12 protein-coding genes, 1 pseudogene and 1 CRISPR repeat array (1 of these 14 only partly in view) are annotated in these 21905 nt (G+C 60.7%); of the genes and pseudogenes, 3 read left to right on the forward strand and 10 right to left on the reverse strand.

Going from position 1 to position 21905, the window contains the following annotated elements; translation table 11 throughout:
• Positions 1 to 5008: direct repeats of the CRISPR family, unit length 29 nt; unit sequence CGGTTCATCCCCACGCGAGTGGGGAACTC; it begins 17352 nt to the left of the window's first position.
• A gap of 130 nt (positions 5009 to 5138) precedes the next feature.
• The 9 genes and pseudogenes from cas2e to HWN36_RS10590 form a co-directional block, all read right to left on the reverse strand.
• Positions 5139 to 5435 (reverse strand): type I-E CRISPR-associated endoribonuclease Cas2e, encoded by a 297-nt coding sequence (gene cas2e, locus HWN36_RS10550; RefSeq protein WP_218133225.1) that lies wholly within the window; start codon positions 5433 to 5435, stop codon positions 5139 to 5141.
• Positions 5423 to 6319: a type I-E CRISPR-associated endonuclease Cas1e gene (gene cas1e, locus HWN36_RS10555; RefSeq protein WP_176789297.1), complete on the reverse strand. Its 897-nt coding sequence runs from the start codon at positions 6317 to 6319 to the stop codon at positions 5423 to 5425. Before cas1e ends, cas2e begins: the two co-directional genes overlap by 13 nt.
• 14 nt (positions 6320 to 6333) lie before the next feature.
• Entirely contained in the window at positions 6334 to 7020 is a 687-nt protein-coding gene (gene cas6e / locus HWN36_RS10560) for a type I-E CRISPR-associated protein Cas6/Cse3/CasE (RefSeq protein WP_176789300.1), read from the reverse strand.
• On the reverse strand, positions 7017 to 7769 hold the full coding sequence (cas5e, locus tag HWN36_RS10565) for a type I-E CRISPR-associated protein Cas5/CasD (RefSeq protein WP_176789302.1): 753 nt from the start codon (positions 7767 to 7769) through the stop codon (positions 7017 to 7019). Before cas5e ends, cas6e begins: the two co-directional genes overlap by 4 nt.
• Positions 7762 to 8898 carry a type I-E CRISPR-associated protein Cas7/Cse4/CasC gene (cas7e, locus tag HWN36_RS10570; protein ID WP_176789304.1) on the reverse strand — a complete coding sequence of 379 codons (1137 nt, stop codon included), beginning with the start codon at positions 8896 to 8898 and terminating at the stop codon, positions 7762 to 7764. Before cas7e ends, cas5e begins: the two co-directional genes overlap by 8 nt.
• An 11-nt stretch (positions 8899 to 8909) precedes the next feature.
• The gene (gene casB, locus HWN36_RS10575) at positions 8910 to 9413 is read right to left on the reverse strand and encodes a type I-E CRISPR-associated protein Cse2/CasB (RefSeq protein WP_176789305.1); all 504 of its coding nucleotides are present in this window, start codon (positions 9411 to 9413) and stop codon (positions 8910 to 8912) included.
• 2 nt (positions 9414 to 9415) lie between these two features.
• Positions 9416 to 11053: a type I-E CRISPR-associated protein Cse1/CasA gene (gene casA, locus HWN36_RS10580; protein WP_176789307.1), complete on the reverse strand. Its 1638-nt coding sequence runs from the start codon at positions 11051 to 11053 to the stop codon at positions 9416 to 9418.
• Between the two features lie 52 nt (positions 11054 to 11105).
• The gene (gene cas3 / locus HWN36_RS10585) at positions 11106 to 13778 is read right to left on the reverse strand and encodes a CRISPR-associated helicase Cas3' (protein ID WP_176789309.1); all 2673 of its coding nucleotides are present in this window, start codon (positions 13776 to 13778) and stop codon (positions 11106 to 11108) included.
• Positions 13779 to 14535: 757 nt separating this feature from the next.
• A pseudogene (locus HWN36_RS10590) lies at positions 14536 to 14724 on the reverse strand (catalase); the annotation flags it as partial.
• Between the two features lie 144 nt (positions 14725 to 14868).
• Between HWN36_RS10590 and HWN36_RS10595 the strand changes: the two are divergent.
• On the forward strand, positions 14869 to 15702 hold the full coding sequence (locus HWN36_RS10595) for a 4Fe-4S binding protein (RefSeq protein ID WP_176789619.1): 834 nt from the start codon (positions 14869 to 14871) through the stop codon (positions 15700 to 15702).
• A gap of 58 nt (positions 15703 to 15760) precedes the next feature.
• Positions 15761 to 16162 carry a cupin domain-containing protein gene (locus HWN36_RS10600; RefSeq protein WP_176789311.1) on the forward strand — a complete coding sequence of 134 codons (402 nt, stop codon included), beginning with the start codon at positions 15761 to 15763 and terminating at the stop codon, positions 16160 to 16162.
• Positions 16163 to 16582: 420 nt separating this feature from the next.
• Here HWN36_RS10600 and HWN36_RS10605 read toward each other — a convergent pair whose 3' ends face one another.
• Positions 16583 to 17533: an IS5 family transposase gene (locus HWN36_RS10605; RefSeq protein WP_176787388.1), complete on the reverse strand. Its 951-nt coding sequence runs from the start codon at positions 17531 to 17533 to the stop codon at positions 16583 to 16585.
• Positions 17534 to 17730: 197 nt separating this feature from the next.
• On the opposite strand from HWN36_RS10605, the gene HWN36_RS10610 reads away from it, so the two are divergent.
• The gene (locus HWN36_RS10610) at positions 17731 to 21852 is read left to right on the forward strand and encodes a right-handed parallel beta-helix repeat-containing protein (RefSeq protein ID WP_176789313.1); all 4122 of its coding nucleotides are present in this window, start codon (positions 17731 to 17733) and stop codon (positions 21850 to 21852) included.
• The last annotated feature ends 53 nt before the right edge of the window (positions 21853 to 21905 follow it).

Genomic DNA, 21905 nt, shown 5'->3' on the forward strand with positions numbered 1-21905 from the left:
CTCCGCATTTGGCGTCGTTGCACTGGCCGGGGCGGCGGTTCATCCCCACGCGAGTGGGGAACTCCATTATCGACCTCACCGTTACTACCGCCTACCCGGTTCATCCCCACGCGAGTGGGGAACTCTCAGCGCGCAGGGGGCCCCATTCTCTCGAGCTCGGTTCATCCCCACGCGAGTGGGGAACTCCGCCGCTTGAACGAGCGCTTCGGTGTTTGCGGCGGTTCATCCCCACGCGAGTGGGGAACTCGTACGAGAGTCGCGGTGAAACGCGGCAATGGGCGGTTCATCCCCACGCGAGTGGGGAACTCTCATAATGCCCCGCCCTCCTGCATCCTTCGTTCGGTTCATCCCCACGCGAGTGGGGAACTCCTCGTCCACCTCCAAGGACGGGTGGCAAGGGCCGGTTCATCCCCACGCGAGTGGGGAACTCCATTCCACTGCCACCTTGATCAGCACCTCATCCGGTTCATCCCCACGCGAGTGGGGAACTCGAGGTCGAGTTCGGAGAGGTTGCGCCGGATCTCGGTTCATCCCCACGCGAGTGGGGAACTCTCAGCCCAGAGCGTATAGATGAAGTCCAGGATCGGTTCATCCCCACGCGAGTGGGGAACTCGCGATCGCGAGCTTGTTGAGCGCGAGCGTCGGCGGTTCATCCCCACGCGAGTGGGGAACTCTTGAACTGCACGATCGCAAAGTGGCACCAGTTCGGTTCATCCCCACGCGAGTGGGGAACTCAGCATCTGCGCCTTGCAGAAGTCAAGGCCATCCGGTTCATCCCCACGCGAGTGGGGAACTCACTCGGATACCCTGTGCTGGGTGTGCTGGGGTCGGTTCATCCCCACGCGAGTGGGGAACTCAGGATGATGAGTTCCCCAGCCATTCAGCTCACCGGTTCATCCCCACGCGAGTGGGGAACTCATGGGTAGCGAACGGAGAAAAACCACCTCGCCCGGTTCATCCCCACGCGAGTGGGGAACTCACTGTCTGGATCTCTCCGTCAGGTGCAGGCGTCGGTTCATCCCCACGCGAGTGGGGAACTCTAGGGGCAGTGGCGTGTTCGGTGGTTCTGCTCCGGTTCATCCCCACGCGAGTGGGGAACTCCGCGGCTTCAACCCGAGGGAATACGCCTTCATCGGTTCATCCCCACGCGAGTGGGGAACTCCTCGTCTCCCAATCCTGACGCCTGGCGCATGGCGGTTCATCCCCACGCGAGTGGGGAACTCTGCAAAGGGGACGATATCTTCCGGGAATTCCTCGGTTCATCCCCACGCGAGTGGGGAACTCTCAGATATCTCGTCAGCGTAGCCGAGCATCGCCGGTTCATCCCCACGCGAGTGGGGAACTCCCATATTCGTATGTTTCGTTGTATAGGGTGTCCGGTTCATCCCCACGCGAGTGGGGAACTCAGGATGATGAGTTCCCCAGGCATTCAGCCCACCGGTTCATCCCCACGCGAGTGGGGAACTCCAGACCGATGACGGGAACCAGACACTCGTAGCCGGTTCATCCCCACGCGAGTGGGGAACTCGAAATCATCAGCGATGGCCGGAAAACTGGCGTCGGTTCATCCCCACGCGAGTGGGGAACTCTGCGTCAAAAACCGCTTCTGGACCGGCTCCGGCGGTTCATCCCCACGCGAGTGGGGAACTCTATAGGCGAGGTCGATAATACACTAGATATCGCGGTTCATCCCCACGCGAGTGGGGAACTCTTTCGAAAAATGTCGTCAGACGAAGTGGGTTTCCGGTTCATCCCCACGCGAGTGGGGAACTCAAGAACTCTCTGCGGGTTGTTTTGCCGTGTGCCGGTTCATCCCCACGCGAGTGGGGAACTCTGGTGCGCTGATGTCTGATATGGATATGTCTGCGGTTCATCCCCACGCGAGTGGGGAACTCCGTGCGCCAGGTCCTCCGGGAGAGACAGGGGTCGGTTCATCCCCACGCGAGTGGGGAACTCCTAGTATAGGTCGTTATGGGTAATAAAGGTTTCGGTTCATCCCCACGCGAGTGGGGAACTCAATGGTCGTCGTCGGCATGTTAGCAACCTGCGCGGTTCATCCCCACGCGAGTGGGGAACTCAGCAGTCTGAGCGCCAAAATGTCGTATCCCCACGGTTCATCCCCACGCGAGTGGGGAACTCGGCCATAGTGATCAGGCCTCCGACCGGGCCGCCGGTTCATCCCCACGCGAGTGGGGAACTCAGCCACGAAGTCGTGCTGTCCGGCAATTAAAACGGTTCATCCCCACGCGAGTGGGGAACTCCTCCGGTGCGGCCGGAAGTGGGACGCGATCGCCCGGTTCATCCCCACGCGAGTGGGGAACTCCTCTCCCGGGCGCTGAAGAAGTATCTCGGGACCGGTTCATCCCCACGCGAGTGGGGAACTCCTGAAAACACGGTAGATATGGTCGAATAGGCGCGGTTCATCCCCACGCGAGTGGGGAACTCGCAGCACCCAAACAAGCGCCCTGCACGCGTATCGGTTCATCCCCACGCGAGTGGGGAACTCTACTGTTTACACCGAGGACAGGCCCTCGGGTGCGGTTCATCCCCACGCGAGTGGGGAACTCGTGTGCAGGATGACGGCGGGGGATTCAAGCCCCGGTTCATCCCCACGCGAGTGGGGAACTCGCAGCACCCAAACAAGCGCCCTGCACGCGTATCGGTTCATCCCCACGCGAGTGGGGAACTCGCCATAGCAGGAGTTATTACGTCGAGAGCTCACGGTTCATCCCCACGCGAGTGGGGAACTCTGCCCCTGTCCTCGTACGTGCTGTAGTGCGCACGGTTCATCCCCACGCGAGTGGGGAACTCCCTGGGCGGCGTCTAACCTCCGGGCGGCTGGCCGGTTCATCCCCACGCGAGTGGGGAACTCGCACTGAAATGGGTATTCGTCCTGCTCCCCGGCGGTTCATCCCCACGCGAGTGGGGAACTCCGCCGCTAACGCGGCTCTTGGGACCTATCTGCCGGTTCATCCCCACGCGAGTGGGGAACTCACCTCGCCAGATGAGGGTGGTAGCACGGGCCGCGGTTCATCCCCACGCGAGTGGGGAACTCGGAAGACTGGTGTTTTCGTTGACGTTTCGGCTCGGTTCATCCCCACGCGAGTGGGGAACTCCGTGATCGGGAGGAGCTGCCCGGCTCGGAGGCCGGTTCATCCCCACGCGAGTGGGGAACTCGTGGCGGCGGCGAGGTCGGCAAAGTTCTGGTGCGGTTCATCCCCACGCGAGTGGGGAACTCCTATAGGGTCGAAGGTCAGCAGTCCCATGTTTCGGTTCATCCCCACGCGAGTGGGGAACTCGTGGCGATCGTCGGTGACGATCAGCGCCCCCTCGGTTCATCCCCACGCGAGTGGGGAACTCTTCGCGGGTATCATCGACATGGTGAAGGGGATCGGTTCATCCCCACGCGAGTGGGGAACTCAGCGACAGCGCCTCCGATAACGGTGTGCCGGACGGTTCATCCCCACGCGAGTGGGGAACTCCTAGACTATTCGGGTGTATCTCAGATATGCGGCGGTTCATCCCCACGCGAGTGGGGAACTCCCTAGACGAATCTTTGACCATGTCTATTGTCACGGTTCATCCCCACGCGAGTGGGGAACTCGCTCTGTGATTACCACTGACTACGCCGTCAGTGGGTTCATCCCCACGCGAGTGGGGAACTCCCGCAGACTACGCGCCGGGTTATATAGACGGGCGGTTCATCCCCACGCGAGTGGGGAACTCAGCACCGATAGCGCTGAGACCGTAGATATCGACGGTTCATCCCCACGCGAGTGGGGAACTCTCGTTGAGTTTGACGCGCTTTGCGACCTGCATCGGTTCATCCCCACGCGAGTGGGGAACTCTACTGGCGTTTGACCTCTTCGAGCGCGATGATCGGTTCATCCCCACGCGAGTGGGGAACTCACGTCACCGCTGCCGCCACATCCGGGGCGTATCGGTTCATCCCCACGCGAGTGGGGAACTCGTTGAGTCATTACAGCCGCCTCCCGTCATCGACGGTTCATCCCCACGCGAGTGGGGAACTCTTTCCGGTGCCGGGTGTGCGGGACGCTGCAGACCGGTTCATCCCCACGCGAGTGGGGAACTCATGTTGAGCACCCGGGAGAGGGCGGGGTCTTTCGGTTCATCCCCACGCGAGTGGGGAACTCATAGTGGTTGGAGAAGCGTGGGGGTGATAGAACGGTTCATCCCCACGCGAGTGGGGAACTCGGCTGAGAGAGTCTATATCGAGCCTGTCCCATCGGTTCATCCCCACGCGAGTGGGGAACTCCGGGCGGCGATAGCACCGGAGGATACCGCTTTCGGTTCATCCCCACGCGAGTGGGGAACTCTGGGACTCAGCGACCGGCAAAACGAAGAGATTCGGTTCATCCCCACGCGAGTGGGGAACTCTATGTATATGGAGCGTGGATAGTATATATATTCGGTTCATCCCCACGCGAGTGGGGAACTCTGCGGTAATAACTGTAGAATCTACGTCGTGGACGGTTCATCCCCACGCGAGTGGGGAACTCGCTGTATATCCACCTGCACCCCGAGTTTTGCGCGGTTCATCCCCACGCGAGTGGGGAACTCGTTCGTTTTCCGTCTGTGCATTTTCCATTTTTCGGTTCATCCCCACGCGAGTGGGGAACTCCGGGTGCCTCTACGCCTTCTCAAAAGTAGGCTCGGTTCATCCCCACGCGAGTGGGGAACTCCTCCTCGGCCTGCGCCGAGACTGACGAAATACCGGTTCATCCCCACGCGAGTGGGGAACTCGCCCCTGCCGCCGCCGAGGTCGTCACCCTCACCGGTTCATCCCCACGCGAGTGGGGAACTCATGAAAAAGATTTAGGGCCATCAGAAGATCCCCGGTTCATCCCCACGCGAGTGGGGAACTCTCGATTCAGATACCCCTGCACCTTCCCGATCTCGGTTCATCCCCACGCGAGTGGGGAACTCTGAGAGAATGCGAATACCTGCGGCGATCCTTCCGGTTCATCCCCACGCGAGTGGGGAACTCTCTTCCAGTTATCATCCCGAGAAAGAAATTTCTTTCTATGCTGCGCCAGGAACAGCCCCACACCATCGTGGTGCGAGAGCCCCCTGCCTGATGACAGAGGATGCGTGGGTGAAAAAGAGATAGACGCCCATCATCCTGAGGTATCGGGCAGGAAGGAAATCAATCTTACGCCGTCCATATCCTTTGGGACACGACGGTTCTCTCCGATCGTCCTGAAATCGTAGCCTGCATCCCCGGGATCGGCCCAGACCATCACTGCATTCCCCTCCTCGACCCCGGCCGCCACCTGATCCCAGATCATCTCCCGCACCCTCACTGAATAATTGCCCACATAGACTCCTGATCTCACTTCGATCAGCCAGAGGGCCAGTCTGCCCCTGAGTCTTGGAGGGACATTCTCGGTTGCAACAACCATCAGGGATCCCATTCATCCTCCTCAGGAATCGCCGGGGGCAGGCATCCCTCTGGTGGTTCCGGCACATCCAGTCCTCCTGCATCCAGCACGTCCTCGATAAGCGGGATAATCCGGTCCAGAATGCGGCTTTTCCTGAACACATCCCTGCACGCCAGCCTCACCTCCCGCTCGGGATCCCCTGGCCGGCGTCCGGCAACTCTGAACGCCTCTGGCACGATCGTCTCGAACTTGAAGAGATCGGCAATATCATACACAAAAGAGAGCGGCTTTCCAGTATGGATGAACCCGATTGCCGGGGAATACCCCGCCGCCAGCACCGCCGCCTCGCAGATCCCGTACAGGCACGCCGTCGCCGAACTCAGGCAGCGGTTCGGCACATCCCCGCTCCCCCACGAAGATGCGTCATATCGCCGTCCTGTCCAGCGCACTCCGTATTTCCTGGCCAGATTCTCGTACTGCCGTTTCACCCGCGCCCCTTCCATGCCGCGGAGCTGGTTCACCGAATACCCGGTCGGCACATCCTCCCCGAACCGGATCTCGTACATCCGCTCCACCACCCTCTGGCGGGCCGGTTCGTCGAGGGCAAGGCGGGCCTGATAGAGCAGGCGGTCCGAACGTGCTCCTCCGGGCCTCCCGGCCGAATACAGGCGTACTCCCGCCTCTCCTACCCAGACGAGCAGGCATCCCACCCGTGCTGCAAGGGTAACCGCAGCATGGGACACTCTCGTCCCTGGTTCCAGCATCAGGCAGGCCACGCCACCCACCGGGATCTGGGTGCGGACGCCGTTCACGTCCACCAGAACAAAGGCGCCGTCGATCACGTCCAGCTCCCCCCTCTCCAGAAAAATAAGGGATATCCGTTCCTTCTGGGGAATGGACCTCAGGTGGGGAAGCACAGAATTCTCCTCCCTCACACCGGCCTGATGAGCAGCAGCCCGCAGCCGAAACTCTTCGCCGGCCCGATCCCGGCATACAGGGCCTGCTCAAACCGCTCGGGATCCGTCACCGTCAGCACACCGGTAAAATCGATGGTGCTGATCGAAACCCAGTGCTTCCCTTTCGGCTTCTTAAACCGGTGCTGCCGATATCCATCCGCCCGGACCATACCCTCTTCAACGGCAAACCCCGCCGCCTCAGACCTCGAAGACAACCAGGAAAACCCTTCCTTCTGGACAAGTATCTCCTGTGAGGGCATGGCGTCGGATGGGCACCCGGACTGCTCCAGCAGCACTTTTGCATCCATCACCACATCGTGCCGGTGCTGCCTCCTCTCCTCGTCCCTCTTAGACCGTATGGGATTCGCTCTCAGGGAAAACCCGAAACGTTGCCCTGTCCTGAGCACCGGGTTGTACTCCTTCGACTCCACCGCCCAGATCCCGTCAAGATCCACCGGTTCTGCCGTTGACACTGCATAGATCACCGGTGACGCCTCCTGCATCTCCAGGCGGTAGATGAAATCGCGGTCCTTTCTCGACCCATCCGAAAAGATCCGCCACACCATCCCGTGGACATCGTACGGATTCCGCACGCTCCGCCAGAAGGCTGGTGTTCGCTGGACGTCGTCCCGCAGGCGTATGCGGTAGATGGACCGCTTCATCTGACCCCCTCCGGCACCTGCACCAGGGCCCCGTGTTCCTTGCGCTCCGTAAACTGCCACCGCCGCCGGTTCAGCGCAACATCGCGCCTCTGGACGGTCTGACTGCTCTCCACCGCAAAACCTGTATTCTCCTCATCTTCCCAGAAGAGCATTCCGCGCTCTTTACCGGCAATGGGGCTCATCATCCCTATATTCTGGAAAACTGCCGCCTCCATCGCCGCACGCAGGTTATCACCCCTGACGACCTGCGGCTGCAGCGGGAGCGCCACCGGGCAGGATCTCCGCCCCAGGTAAAGGGTGAATACCGGACTATTCAGCGCCTCCGCAAGTTCGGAGAGGAGATAGGGGGGATTTTCGGTCGCAGCCCGGATGCAGACCGTGTACAGTGCATCGCAGAAGTACTCCCGCGTCGAGAGGATCGTATTCAGGTCATCCCGGTGAATGCTCACCTCCTCCCGGCGGGTGGCAAACGGCCATGCCCGTTTCTTTGTTATCTCTGATGGCACCTGGGTGGTATGGTAGTCCCGGATCAGACTGCCCGGGGTATTCACCAGTACAGCCATTCGGTAACTCTCCTGCAGTTCTTTCAGATCTGCGGCATCCTCGCGGCGGATGCCCAGCGCTGCCGCCACCAGCCCGAAGATCGCCGACCTGGAGGGGTGACTCTCCGAAGGGCGATACTCTCCAACCGCCACACCGCCCCACGCGGCCATCGGGCCGAAGAGTCGGAACAGGAGATACTCAGGCATGGTCACCCGACACAAAGGTAAGGATCTCTTTGAGCGTACCCACACCCGCGGCAGCGTTCATCGTCATGGTATCCCTGGCGCACGCCCCGTAGGTCTTCTCCATATTCTCCCGCGTCTTCTCCAGGACATTCACTGCCGTCGTCAGGTAATCCTCACCGCCGACGGGCTTGAGGAAGGCCACCGCGAGCGATCGCGGCTGCTGGCTCCCCCGCTCGGCAAGGATATAGGATGCATAGGCCCGCGAGGCAAAACTGTTCTGTTTCCCTTTTGGCCCAACCTTTGCCGCCGCCTCGGTGAGGGCAGCGATTGTCTTGTCAGCCAGTTCTGATTTCCCGCCCAGATTCTCCACCAGAAGGTCGCGGTTGATGCAGAGGTACGCGTAATAGAGTCCGGCCGCAAACTCGGCCTGACCTACGTGCGCAGCACCGACATCCTCGATACCCCGGTTGAGGTCATCGACGGCGGTGAAGTAATCGTCCTCCACCGCCACACGGTGGACGGTGATCGCATGGGCCACCTGGACCGCCGCCTCACAGTTGAAAGAAGGCGATGAAGCCAGCATCCTGCCGAACATGGCGATATCGACTGCCGAGTTCTCCTCCCGCAGAAGGGCGAGATCCTCATCTGATGGGTCTTTCCCGCTCTCGACGAGGCGCGAGAGCAGTGCGTCGATCGCCGCAATCTCATCCGGGCTGAAATGAACCATCTGCTCGACACAGAGCGACTCTTTCTTCTTCTTCTCTGTGTTCTCCTCGTTTGAATCCTTGACAGATTTCAACTTTCCAAACTGAGCGGCGATCGCCTGGCCCCATTCCACTGCTTTCTTCTCCGCCACCCCTGTCCGCACCGGCGCCGCATCTCTCTCTTCAAGGACATCGGACAGTGCCTTTCCGCCTTTCATGGCAAGGTAGATGTTCCAGCCCATCTCTTTGGTGCGGATGCCAAGATGATCGCCAAACGCTTCCTTAAATATCTCGGACGTGCGCCACGCCCGCTTCAGGCTCTGCGATGATACACGTAGTCTGCAGGCCCCGCCCATCATTGCGGTTTTCGGCCTGCCCAGGTCGTCACGGTTCAGGTTCGACGGGGGATACGATGCAAGCATATGTAACTGGATAAATTCTGCCATGTTTTTTCACCTCATTCTTTCTTCGGGATGTTCATGTAATACGACTCTGCCCACGCTCTTTTTGTCTTGGGGTCCCACCGGTACAGCCCCCACACCAGATCACGGATGTTCGCCTTCCGATCGATCATTGTGACCAGCCGTTTCATCATCGGGAAGAGTTCAACATAGTCATAGTCCTCCACGCGGAGAAGCCGGCGGAACCGCGCCTCACTCACCCGTGCAGTTGCCCCCCCATCTTTCGGGTGGGCGAACTGTGCGGCAAGCCTGACCCCATCGGCGGATGTTTCAACATCTGCAAGGACTCCTGCAATCACAGCAAGTTTCTCGCGGTCCCATGTTGGCAACGCCGCCTTCAACCGGTAGTAGGCTGGAACAAAGGCCACCTCTGCCGGCGTCCGGCAGCGCCGCAACTCCGCCCGCTCCCCGCGGTGGGCCTTGATCTCTCTCCACCAGTTGAGGATCGCGTCCATAGGTTCGTCCTTATGGCCTGAATCCTGTACCGTATTCTCTGTCATTGTCATTTCTCACCCTTTACGGATTTTTTCGGTTCAGGGAGGTTAAGCGCCTTCCTGATCGCTTTGTTCGCCTTTGAAGCAGGGCTTTTCATCAACCCCCACGCCTTCATCACCCTCTGAGCATTGATCTCGTCGATCGAGTTGATCTGAGAATACTCCTCGAAGAGGGTGCGCCCCTCCTCCTGGAGGATGCCGAGCCATGCCTGCCGGAGTTCGAGGGTATCCCCGTTCCCAGCGAGGCATTCGGCGACCTTGTTGAGCAGATCGTAGAACCTCTCCTCGGTCGCCTGGAGGAAGCGGGCGTTGATGACCGAGAGGTCGCCCTTCACATCTGCGGGTTTGTCATAGAGGGCAATCTTCACGCACCACTGGACGTTCTTCGCCATCTCAGAGGCGGCCCGGATCATCCCGGCCGCCGTCTCCTCAAACTCCGCCTTCCAGTCATCATCGACATGGACCATTGGCAGGGTGCCCTCGTACCAGCACCTGACCTTTTTGTTTTCCATATCATAGCCAAAGGCCCATATCGACGGCCGCCGGCCGAGGTGCTCCCTGACCTGAGATCTCTCTGCACGCTCTGGGAAGAGGGCAACATTTTTTGCAACCCGTCTCCCTTCATTCCGGTCGTTGATGACCAGGCCAAGCCAGTTCTGGTAGGTTATCCCACCGGGTTGGGGATGGACAGGCAGGTATTCGGTGCCTTTTTTATCTTTTGGATAATACGGGCTGAGGGGGTGGACCCACCCGTTGTACTTCATTCCGTAGGGTTTCGTCCAGAAGCCCGTGATGCACCGGTCTGTTTTTGCGCCGCAGAGATCGCAGACTCCAGGCCTGGCTCCCTCCAGATCGAGCAGGATGCGGCGCGGCATCCCCCAGAAGGCCTGGCAGGGGTGTGCATCCTCAGGCTCTGTACTATCCCCACCTTCACTTGTCTTCACTTTGCCCATCCAGGGGAAAAGCCGGTCGTCGTCAGCTGAGGGGTTTTCGTCCACCGGGTGAGTATAATTGTTCAGATCAATGATGTTTGCCCATACCGTCTGCCAGAGCGTCTCACCAAGGACGAGGGTGGTCATCGGGCCACCCCCCCTGATCGAGGTCATGTGCCCGCGTCCACCGCTCGGCGCGTTCGTCTGGAGGGTGAACAGTGCCAGAGAGGCGCAGTGGGGACAGAGGGCGTCGATTGTCCCTCTCTTCTGGAACCAATCTGTGTTATCCTTGATCTTTTCTTTTTCTGGCATCCCGATGAGAAGACTATCGATCTGCCAGAGTCTGTCGCTCTCTATCCCTCTCTCCTGCATGAACAGAGGGCCGTCTCCTCCAATGGCAAATGCCCCGGTCAGGGGGGAGAAGGCGGCCTGCAGTTTATCCGGGAGTGGTGGGTTGACTAAATTTTTTCTCCATTCTCCTTTGTCCTCTGGTGGAATTGCAGTCTGGCAGAGTCCTATAAGGAACTGGACCAGCGCTCCATCGAAGTCAGGTCGAGGAGATGCTATTGATCTAACGAAGTTGCCGTCGTGCTGGTCGGTGATCTGCCAGGGGGCGATTGTTTCGGTTGTGCCGTCTTTACGGATGATCGGGATCCAGGGATCCTGGATCAGGTTGAGTGGAGGAATGGTACCCCTCCGAGTTTTTCTATACATAGTTTTACCATTGATTTTCCTCTTAATACGCCATCACATAAATACTGATCGATCATGGGGCCGTCCTCATCAGTCCAACTTCCTGATGATACCTCAGCATGACTTCTTTGCCTGAATGGTTCAATGTGGATCCCTCCCAGCCCTCTTCTGAAGAATGAAGGGGAACAATCACGGCATTCTTACCCATGTCCGCCATCCGGCTCTTTGCCCTCTCCACCGCCCCGGCGAGCGGCTGGGCAAACGCTACCTCACTGGCGGCATAGGTCTCCCGCACGCTCACCTGGCTCAGTTCCCATGCAGCCCGGGGATCAGGTGCGTCAGCCCACGGCCAGACTTCTTTTCCATCCCACCGGGCAAGCCGCAGGGTGACTGTTGGTTCTCCAAGGCGGGTTGGCGTCCGGGCATCGCTCTGCCACTGGCCTTCGGTCATCGTATACCCCTTTTTGAGCTTGAGGGCACTTTCCGCTGCAAAAGAAGCGTCGGCATTATCCTTTCCCCGATTTTCTGCGGCAGCCTTCTGTAAGCCGTCAGGGATCACACCCTCACTCTCCGGTCCGAAGACAGACTCGATGAGGATACGGGCATCGCGCGGCACAACAATCTCGCCTCTCTCCCCCAGGATCCCGGCCGTCAACCAGAGTCGAGCTGGATCGGGATACACCCATGCCCCCCGAGGGAAGAGGTCAGAATACCATGTCGCACCTGGCTCTTCTGTCTGCAGCGGTGAGAGGACGATGAGCCGGGCCTCCCCGCGGGGGCCGCGATCATGGCGATGGACCCTGCCTGCCCGCTGTATCAGAAGGTCAATTGGGGCGAGATCGCTCACCATCAGGTCGAAGTCGAGGTCCAGAGATTGTTCCACCACCTGTGTTGCCACAAGGATCCTGCCTGCCCGAACTTCCGGCGTGCTGGCCTTTCCAAAAGTCCGGGTCACTGTCTCCTCAATCTCCAGACGGTCAGCGAGGGCGAACCTGGCATGGAACAGGCGGACTGTACCCGCCGGAAGCCTCTCCTTTAACCGGATATATGCTTCTACGGCGTCGTCCACCGTATTCCTGACCCAGCAGGCGCACCCGCCGTTCTGTGCCTCTTCGATGAGTGCTGCCTCCGCCTCATCCTCTGATGAGACGAGGCTGACTCCCACACGTTTCTCCCCAATGGCGGTGAGAGGGTGTTCGTCCGGCGGCCCGGCCAGCGAGAGGTGGGTGATCAGGGGATAGCCCCCTGATGTAAGTATCCCGATCGGCCACCCTGCCCCCCGTGCAAAACGCCTGGCCAGCTCTTCCCTCTGCCTCTGTGTCATCGTTGCCGAGAGCAGGATCGCACTCCCGCCTGATGCGGCATGGAACTCAAGGAGGACCTGCAAAAGTTTGTGCATATAGGAGTCGCAGGCATGCACCTCGTCCACGATGAGAATATTTCTGGCCAGACCGATCAACCTGAGCGACTGGTGATGCACCGGGAGGATGGAGAGAAGTGCCTGGTCGACCGTCCCGACGCCGACCTGTGCGAGCAGCGCTTTTTTCCGGTTGTCGGAGAGCCATGCTGTCCCGGGATTTCTCGACCCGATTCTCTCATCAAGGAATGTCTGCATAACCCTCTGGAGCCGGCTGGCAGAATGGGCAAGGACCTGAGAGTACGAACGCTCCTCGAAGAGGGAATCTGACGTTCTGTTGATCCGGGAGTACATGGCATTGGCAGTCGCCATCGTCGGCAAAGCAAAATAAATCCCTTCTCCGTCTCCCTGTGCCATCATCCGGTGAGCGAGGGTGATGGCCGCCTCAGTCTTGCCGCTCCCGGTGATATCCTCGATGACGAAGAGGTGGGGGCCGGTGCCGAGGGTGCAGGTGGCACAGTAGTGCTGGAGATCAGTCGGGGCATGTTCCGGAAAGATAGAGGGAAAAAGGATCTCCAGACCCTGTTCACTGGCAGGTCTGACCGGTATGATGCCTTTTTCCCTGACGGCCTTCTCGGCTCGTTTCAGTGAGACCTCCCAGTAAGCGGTGAGGGGTGTATGCTCCTGGGTGAACCTGAAATAGTCGCGGTCTGATCCGATCCAGTCGCAGAGTGTGCAGAACCCGGCAAGGAGCCATGAAAATTGAGGGACTCTCTTTGCAAGGTCGTCTTTGGCCAGGAGGGGCCAGGTACCGTCCACGAAGAAGAGAGAGGCGCAGTCTTGAACGAATGTCTCTGCCGCCTCGATATCTGCCGGGAGAAACGAACGTCTGAAATGGCTGAAGTCCCCTGCCGGTGGGGTGCCGTGGTGCCCACAGACGGCCTTGAGGAGGGGGAAGAGGACATCCTGCCACTCATCGCTATCGAAATCTCCATCCAGTCTGATCAGGTTTTTTTCAACCACGCTGTCCCAGAGTATCTCGTTCCAGAGTGCGAACCCCAGATCGCTGTGGTGTCCGGGTATGCAATCCCCTTCTATACCCTGGAGAGATGCTGATGCCCGGGAATTCTTCAACTGGAAGGCTGGCGTGGAGAACTTTCCAATATCGTGGGTGGCAAGCAGAAAACAGATGAGTGGGGTCAGCTGATCAGAGCTGACCTGCAGAACGCCTGCCATGCGCTCTCGCAGAAGTGCGTCGCGGCCCAGGATCACCGAACCGACAGCGGCTACGTCAAGGGCATGATAGGGCAGAAGGTGGGTGATCCGGGGTTCATTCTCTCTCGGGCTCTTGCCCCAGTACCGGAAATAGGGCGGGGGTGAGGAATCCATTCTATCATCTCGGGGGTGGAGACATCAGACAAAATAACGGGCTGTTTATTTTTGCGTTGGTATCTCTCTTGAATTATGGATTTGGCTTATATCCCATAAACATTTCGGGTGCTGGGCGAAAGTAGCGACTGAAAAAGGATAAAAAAAATTTTGAATAACCTTAGAGCCTGTCCAGAGGCTAAAACCTCTCACTCATCATGCTCTGCCTCACGCGCTCCCACCACCATTTACACTCCAACACCTCTTTGCACCACTCTACACCCCCTTTTTGCACCCAAACAGACACATTATAATGCCTCAATCCAAAATTCCGCCCAAAACACCCCCATCATCCCCCTCATGTGCACCTGTACACGGATCGCACACACACCCCCACCCACAGACCCCTACCGACCCGGTGAGGTGGGTGCCTCTATTCTGGTGCAATCTACTATTATAGGAGAGAGAGATCTCTCTCTTCTCTATAGAATATACAATCCGGGCTCCATCCTCTATCCCCGTCCCTTGCACATTTCCGGTGCAATCCCGGTACACATGGGGTGCAAAAATGCAGAGATCGCCCCCGTCATCACCCCATCCAAAGGTTGAAATCGGCGGCGCCCAGAGGTAAGGAAAGATGCAGCGCAGAACGGGCCACTCCGACACAGACGCCTCCTCCCCGGTCACAACTCCCTCCCCGGCCCTCATCTCCTGGAACACCACCCTCCGCTGCCCCCTCAAATGCGCCCACTGCTACGCCGACGCCGGCGAAAACGAAGCCGAAGGCGCCCGACCCCTTGGCGTGCATCCGCCGCTCCGGGATCACTTCCCGGTCGAAGTGGGCGAGTTTCTCCTGGAACCAGACGTCCTGCATCAGCATCGGGCCCCGCGGCCCCGCCGTCATGGCGTTCTGGTTGTCCCCCACCGGTGCGCCGGCGGCGGTTGTCAGCTTCTTCTTGTTCTCCATAGGGCACTCCTTGATCTTCAGCGGGCGGGGCCGCGAGATGTATATGATGGAGACTATCCCCGGCGTAATTTAAACCTTGCCCGAAATCCTTCGGCCGGATCACAAATGTTTTTGCGCTAACAGGGAGGTATCTGGAGTATCATGGTGAAGAGAAAGATCATCGAGATCGACGAGGAACGGTGCACCGGGTGCGGGCTCTGCATCCCCGACTGCCCCGAGGGGGCGCTCCAGGTCATCGATGGAAAAGCGCGGCTGGTGAGCGACCTCTTCTGCGACGGCCTCGGCGCCTGCATCGGGACCTGCCCGGAGGGAGCGATCTCGGTCGTTGAGCGGGAGGCCGGGCCGTACGACGAGCGGGCCGTGATGGCGAAGATCGTCCCGCAGGGGGAGGCGGTGATCAGGGCGCACCTCGAGCACCTCCTCGGCCACGGGGAGGAAGAACTCTACCGCCAGGCGGTCGGCTACCTGACCGAACGCGCCGTCCCGGTCCCCTCGCACAGGACTCCCGGCGCCCCGGCAGCCTGTCCGGGCTCTGCGGCGCGGACCCTTCCTGACACGGCCCCACAGGACCGCGGGGCGATGGCGTCTGAGCTGCGGCAATGGCCGATCCAGCTCTCCCTTGTCAACCCCGCGGCCGCGTACTTCGACGGCGCCGACCTCCTGGTCTCAGGCGACTGCGTCCCCTTTGCCTATGCCGGTTTCCACCGGGACTTCCTGCGGAACAGGGTCCTGCTCCTCTTCTGCCCGAAGCTGGACGCCGATATCGAGGGTTACGTCGCAAAACTCGCCGAGATCTTCTCGCGGCACACGATCCGCTCGGTGACCGTCCTGCACATGGAGGTGCCCTGCTGCGGCGGGGTGCGCCATGTCGTGGACCGGGCCCTGCAGCGCTCGGGGAAAGCGGTCCCGGTCGAGGACCGGACGATCCTGATCACCGGGCGGGTTGCTGCCGGGGGCGAGGTGACCCGCCGGGGATGACCTGAACCCTCAAATACTCGCGGCGCAGCAGAGAGGATCATCCCGGGAGGGTGTGAAGATGAAGAAAGGATTTATCGCAGATATCGAGACCGAGACGTTGAAGAATGCCAACTTCCGCCGGGTCCTCTATACCGGGCGGTTCAGCCAGCTCGTGCTGATGTGCCTTGAGCCCGGCGAAGAGATCGGCGAGGAGGTGCACGACGACGTCGACCAGTTCTTCCGGTTCGAGGAAGGCGAGGGTTCGGTCGTGATCGACGGCGTCGCCCACGCCGTTAAGGACGGCAGCGCCGTGATCGTCCCGAACGGGGCGCTGCACAACGTCATAAATACCTCGAAGACCGCCAACCTCAAGCTCTACACGATCTACTCGCCACCCGAGCACCAGGACGGCGTCGTCCGCCGGACCCGTGCGGAGGCCATGGCGCAGGAAGAGCATTTCGACGGAAAGACGACCGAGTAGGTCTGCCCGGATAGACTTAACCATCTTTTTTTCCATCCCGGCGCGTGTCGCTCCTTGAATCGTGCATCGACGACGGTTCACCCTCGAGCCCGTGCCGGTCGGCGCCGCACTCCGGGAGTGTTCAGGCCGGCCGGTGCCCGTGCCCCCTCCCCTTTTTTCCGCCCGGCCCGGGGGAGCGATCGGCCCCTCCTCTGGAGTATGCGCTATGTCAAATTATTTCGAGAATCTACCCCTAAAATAAAACAACATTCATAAAAACTCAGTATTATTGCCTTTAAAATTTCAATATAACTAAGAGAATTGCGATTAACTCCTCCCTGCCATCAGATACTCGCTCCCGACTGCCCTCTTCCCCTCGCTGTTCAGCCGTTTCCTTCCTGAACCCCTGCATTTAGAGGGTTTTTTGGATTTTCTCGAGAGCTATCGCTCGGCAGCTTGCGCTTTGAGGGTAAGAAGTTGCCTGAAGTTGAAATTCATGCAGGAGAAGATGTTCTTGACGTGCACTCTGGCAACCGTCGTGACCATGAGGTGGCCTGCATGGAACACCCGCTTGATCACGGCAAACGGTCGTTCCACCAGCGATCGTGTTCTGCTGATGGCCTTGTTCCGCCGGTTCTCCTTGATGGAGAGGGGATGGTTGCGAACGGCCCGGTGCATGGTCTTGTCCATAGATGCCTGCGGTTTCACCCCAAAATAGCCTTTATCGCGATAGACCGTCTCACCTTCCCGGGAGAGATCGATCCTGCTGTCATGGAGTGACGCCGTGGTGGTCTCAATCCGGCGGATCAGCTGACTGTCCTTGTCGAGCAGGATGTGAAGTTTGTACCCGAACTGTGACTTCGAGCCCTTCTTGGCCCAGGTGCCGTCGCGGCTGCGCCGCGTCTCTGCCTGATCTCCCCGGGGCGTGCCGGCAGGAGCATGCCCGGGATCGGCGGTGATGAACGTCGCGTCCTGCATGACACCGCGTTTGATGGCGAGCCCTTGTACTTCGAGTTGCCGCTGGAACTCATCCCAGATCGCGGTATCCTTCCCGGTTTGCGCCAAGCGTTCCCGGAACAGCCAGACCGTCGACCGATCCGGAATGGTTTCCGGATATCCCAGGAAGTGACGGAACGAGATCCGGTCGGTCGCCTGACGCTCCAGTTCGGGGTCAGACAGGCCATACCACTGCTGAAGCACCAGCAGCCGGATCATCAGAACGACGTCATAGTTCGGACGGCCGCCTCGCCCCTCGGCGTTGGTGTAGAGGTCAGCAAGGAGAGGGCGGAAGGCATCCCAGTCGATCAGACCGCTGACCTCACCCAGCCGATCACCCAGAGCTGCAAGGCTGGCATATTCGTGGTGGATCGCGAAATTGGTAAACGTGCTCATGGGAAAAAGGTCGATCCGGGACTATAAAGTACTTTGGGTGAGGTGGGGTTGTTCGAAATTCTCCTAAATATTATGGATTAAATAATCTCGCACAATCTCAGAGTTAGGTTATTGAAATGGTTACAGCCCCCGGGGTGGAGAGAATTCTCCATCCAAGACTCCTTTTTGCGCTGATGGTGCTTATCTGCGCTCTGCTGATGGCACCAGCAGCTGCTGTGGTCCTTCCTGACAGGGTCGCCGTGAACGAATCGTACACTGACCAGACGCCCGACTACGGTTACCTGAACTTCTCCAGCATCCAGGACGCCATAGACGGCGTGGCGACGGGCGGCGAGGTGTGGGTCCATAACGGCACATACCGCGAGGCCCTCGTGATCGACCGGAGCATGAGCGTCATGAGCGTCTCCGCACTGACGGCCCTTGACCAGAAGAGACCGGTCATCGACGTCCCCGGCGATGCGATCGGTGTCGAGATCACCGCAGGAAACGTCACCTTCAGCGGTTTTGAGGTCGCCAACGCCACCGAGATCGGCATCTTCGCCCATGGCGCCGATGCCGTCTCCATCGAGCACAACTACGTCTCTCTCCTCAACGAGACCAGCCCGTTCACCTGCGGCATTCTCGTCGAGGACGGCGCGGGGGCCTGCATAGGCGACAACGAGGTGCTTGTCATTGGAAACGGCCATCAGATGGGTGTCACCCTCGAAGGGGCAACCGATGCCCGCGTCCGCGACAACCGCGTCCTGGCCGTCTCGCGGGACCCGGCGGTTGGGCCGGTCGGCGTGGGCGCCGTCAACCCGGTCCTTGCCGCCCTCGTTCCCGAGGATAACGAACCGCTCTCCACCATGGAGGCGGAGTACGTATCAATGGTGCCCGCCGGTGTCACGGTCCTGGAGAGCGCCTCCGTTATCGTCGAGGGCAACCGGGTCCGGGCCCTGGGTCTCTGCGACGAGGTTGAAGGGGTATACGCCTCCGCCAACGCATGGGGTATCAGATCCTGCGATTCTGAGCGTGTGACGATCATCGAGAATGACGTCTCCGTCGTCGGGGTTGCAGCCAATGCAACCCGGACGGTCGGCATCCACGGCGCCGGCGATCTCACCCTCATCGAAGGCAACACCGTCGAGATCTACACCGAATCCCGGGTTGTCCAGCCGGTCGGCATCCGCCTCGGCTATGCTGAGAAGGGGCGGGTCCTCAACAATACCGTCTCTGTGGAGGCAGAATGCGCCAGCACCGCCGGGAACGATGGGAGGATGAGGGCTTCAGGCATCACGGCCTTTGACTCCTTCAAGGCCCAGGTCACCGGGAACGACATCTCCTCTACCCTCTTCGCCAGCGGGTCACCCGAAACCTGCCGCGTGGCGGTCGAGGGCATTTATATCGAGGAATGTGACGGGTGCCGGGTGAGCGAGAACATCGCCGTCGTGGAGAGTACGACAATCCGGGACCTGGCCCGCGACGGTGATGACTGCCTGCTCCGGGTGTTCGGCAGCGTAAACGGCATCGACGTCTATGCGAGCGACGAACCCGAGATCCTGGAGAATGTCGTCGAGACCTTCGGCGGCGTGCTCTCCTATGGCAGAGGGACGCCGGACGAACCCTTTGCAGGCATCGCCGGCGAACTCATGATGGCCGGCATCTCTGTCCGGAGTGACGGGGATGAACCCGTCCTGAGCCCGGTGGTCGACGGGAATGCGGTCTCTGTTTCGGCGCAGAGCATGACGCTTCTCGGGTCGCTCCCCGGCGTGCTCGGCTCCGCCCTTGCAGAGAACAGCGACCTCCAGGCCAGGTACGCCGCCATGGTGGCGGCGAAGGACAACCGGGCCTCTGCGCTCTCCGCCTTCGAGGAGGTTGAAGGTCTGGACGTCGCTGAGAGCAGCGCCCTTGCCTTCGAACCGCAGATCAACGAGGCGTGCCTCGCCCAGGTCCGCACGGTGACGGCCGGCATCGTCCTCGAAGGCGTCCTGGATCCAACGGTCTGCCGCAACACCGTCCCGGTATTCCTGAACACCGTCTCCCTTGTATCCAGCCGGCCGATCTCAGAAGAGGCGACGGCACTCTTTGAGGGCGCCAGGCCGCTCGGGCTCATCGAGCGGGCCTTTGCCGGCGAGCAGATGCAGCAGGCCGCCGTCCTCAGCCTCATCGACGAGAACGGCGATGCGTGGCAGAACCTCCCGGCAGAGGAGAGGGCGGCGATCACTGACGCCGTCATCGACGGCGACGCCGACGCCCTTGCACTCTATGCCGAAACCGACGGCCTCTTCCCCGCGGGATCCGGCGTGGACGAGATCATCGCCGGCTACGGGGAGGCCCTTGAGAGCGATGAACTGCTCGGGTTCCTGAACGCGACCCGGCTTGCAGCCGCGGTCCCGGTCTCGATGAACTACGGCCTCCTCTACACCGCCGAAGGTGAGACGCAGGTCTATGAGAACACCTTCTCGGTCCTGACCACGAGCATCGGGATCGCCGTTGCCGAGAGCGAGGGCGCCGATGTCCCAGACGCCGCCGCCGGATCGGCCGGTCTCGTGACCTCCTTCGGCATCATCGGGACGAGCGATGCGGCCACGCTGGCGGAGAACACCATAGAGGTGGGCACCAGCGGCATATACCTGAACATCGCCTCTGGCAGCGATATCGAGACCTCGGACGCAGCGGCCGGCACCGCCCACCTCTTCCTCGCGGCGGGGATCTGTGCAGACGGCGATGAGAGCCTGGTCCGGGGCAACGACATCACCGTCCTGCAGACCACGGAGGCGATGGCCGAGGCGGTCGCCCGGGTAAAGGGCCGGATGGCCCTCAGTGTTGCGGCCACAGCGGGCGTGGGCGTCGGCATCGTCCTTGACTCCGGCACGATCCTGAACGCGGAGACCTACGCCCCCGTTCCTCCCATGATGGACGATGTGTTCGGCGATGTCATCCAGGGCAACACGGTCTCGGTCACCGACGAGATCGCCGTCGCCTCGATCGCCGGGATGCTGCTCGCCCCGCCCCTTGACGGATCTTCCCATGCCCTCTCTGCGGCGGTCGGCGCCGCGGCGAGTTTCGGTATCGTCGCACCCGAGGCCAGCGTGCTGGACAACACCGTCAGCACCATCGCAAGCCAGAACAGCATGGCCATTGCAGAGGTCACGGACCTCTCGGATCCTGTCACCCAGGCGGCGGCCTTTGACCTGCCCGGTGCCGGGGCTGCAAACCTGGGGATCGCCGTGTCCGGGGGTATCGTGACCCTGCGCTCATGCATCACGAACAACACCGTCTTCACGGCGGCGAACGCCGAAGAAATTATCGAGGCGGCGACTGAGGAACTCCTCGAAGACGCCCGCTTCCTCGGCGTTGTCGGGGCGGTCGACGTCGGCATCGTCAGCCTGAACCCCTCGTACATCGACGCGAACACCGTGGACGGCGAGGCATGGGCTGCCCTGGTGGGCATGTTCCAGGGCGACCGGGTGGACGGCGATATCCTGGGCATCGCCCTGGACCTCGGCATCCTCTCGGTGGGCGGCGACGCCACCTTCAACACCATCTACAACGGCTATGCAGGCTTCCCGTACTCCTATGAAGGGGAGGTCTTCGAGCCCTATGCCACCCACAACTGGTGGGGCGACGCGAGCGGCCCGTCGGGCAGCGGCCCCGGGACCGGGAGCCCGGTCTACGGCACCGCCCTCTACGAACCCTGGCTGACCCGGCCGGCTGACGTCGTCCTCGAGACCGGGAAGTCCTATTTCGGGCTTGAGATCGGGTCGCCCTTCATCGGCGGCGACGGTTACCGCGCCGGGCTTGAGCCCGGATGGAACACCCTCTCGTTCCCGCTGGCGCTCGAGAACACCACCTGGCAGGCGGTCGCCGGCCTCGGCGACGGCCTCGATTACGCCGTCGCCTACTCCTGGGACGCGGCCACCCAGACCTGGGTCCAGGTGACCGATGCGAGCAGGATCAACCCGCTCGATGCGGTCTATATCAGAATGAACGACTACGACCGCCTGCCGGTCCAGATCAGCCCGGAGATCACGAGCCCGCCGACCCGCACCCTCGAGGCAGGGTGGAACCTGGTCGGCCCGGCCTATGCCCTGGTCGGCCTCCCTGAGCCGATCGGCCAGGCGTACTTCTGGTGGGGAGAGCCCTACGGGACGTCGGTCACGAATGCCCTGACCACCGTCGAGTACACGCCTGACGGCCGCGACGGATACGCCGTCGTCGTCTCCCCGTCGATCAACCCCGAGGCCTGGGTCTTCACCCGCGGGGACGATGCATCTCCTCGGGTGGCGACATTAACACCGCAATCCCTGGGTCTTCACCCGCGGGGACGATGCACCTGATATGGACGCCACCTGCGGCTACTGGGTCTCCATGGAGAACCCCGCTACCCTTG

Origin of the sequence: Methanofollis tationis (assembly GCF_013377755.1) — an archaeon.
GTDB classification, from domain to species: Archaea; Halobacteriota; Methanomicrobia; order Methanomicrobiales; family Methanofollaceae; genus Methanofollis; species Methanofollis tationis.

Excerpts from the sequence above, each read along its gene's own strand:
- cas5e (WP_176789302.1), bottom strand. The coding sequence starts at position 7,769 with ATGCCTGAGTATCTCCTGTTCCGACTCTTCGGCCCGATGGCCGCGTGG.
- cas2e (WP_218133225.1), bottom strand. The coding sequence starts at position 5,435 with ATGGGATCCCTGATGGTTGTTGCAACCGAGAATGTCCCTCCAAGACTC.
- cas7e (WP_176789304.1), bottom strand. The coding sequence starts at position 8,898 with ATGGCAGAATTTATCCAGTTACATATGCTTGCATCGTATCCCCCGTCG.
- casA (WP_176789307.1), bottom strand. The coding sequence starts at position 11,053 with ATGTATAGAAAAACTCGGAGGGGTACCATTCCTCCACTCAACCTGATC.
- HWN36_RS10605 (WP_176787388.1), bottom strand. The coding sequence starts at position 17,533 with ATGAGCACGTTTACCAATTTCGCGATCCACCACGAATATGCCAGCCTT.
- casB (WP_176789305.1), bottom strand. The coding sequence starts at position 9,413 with ATGACAGAGAATACGGTACAGGATTCAGGCCATAAGGACGAACCTATG.
- HWN36_RS10600 (WP_176789311.1), top strand. The coding sequence starts at position 15,761 with ATGAAGAAAGGATTTATCGCAGATATCGAGACCGAGACGTTGAAGAAT.
- cas3 (WP_176789309.1), bottom strand. The coding sequence starts at position 13,778 with ATGGATTCCTCACCCCCGCCCTATTTCCGGTACTGGGGCAAGAGCCCG.
- HWN36_RS10610 (WP_176789313.1), top strand. The coding sequence starts at position 17,731 with ATGGCACCAGCAGCTGCTGTGGTCCTTCCTGACAGGGTCGCCGTGAAC.
- cas6e (WP_176789300.1), bottom strand. The coding sequence starts at position 7,020 with ATGAAGCGGTCCATCTACCGCATACGCCTGCGGGACGACGTCCAGCGA.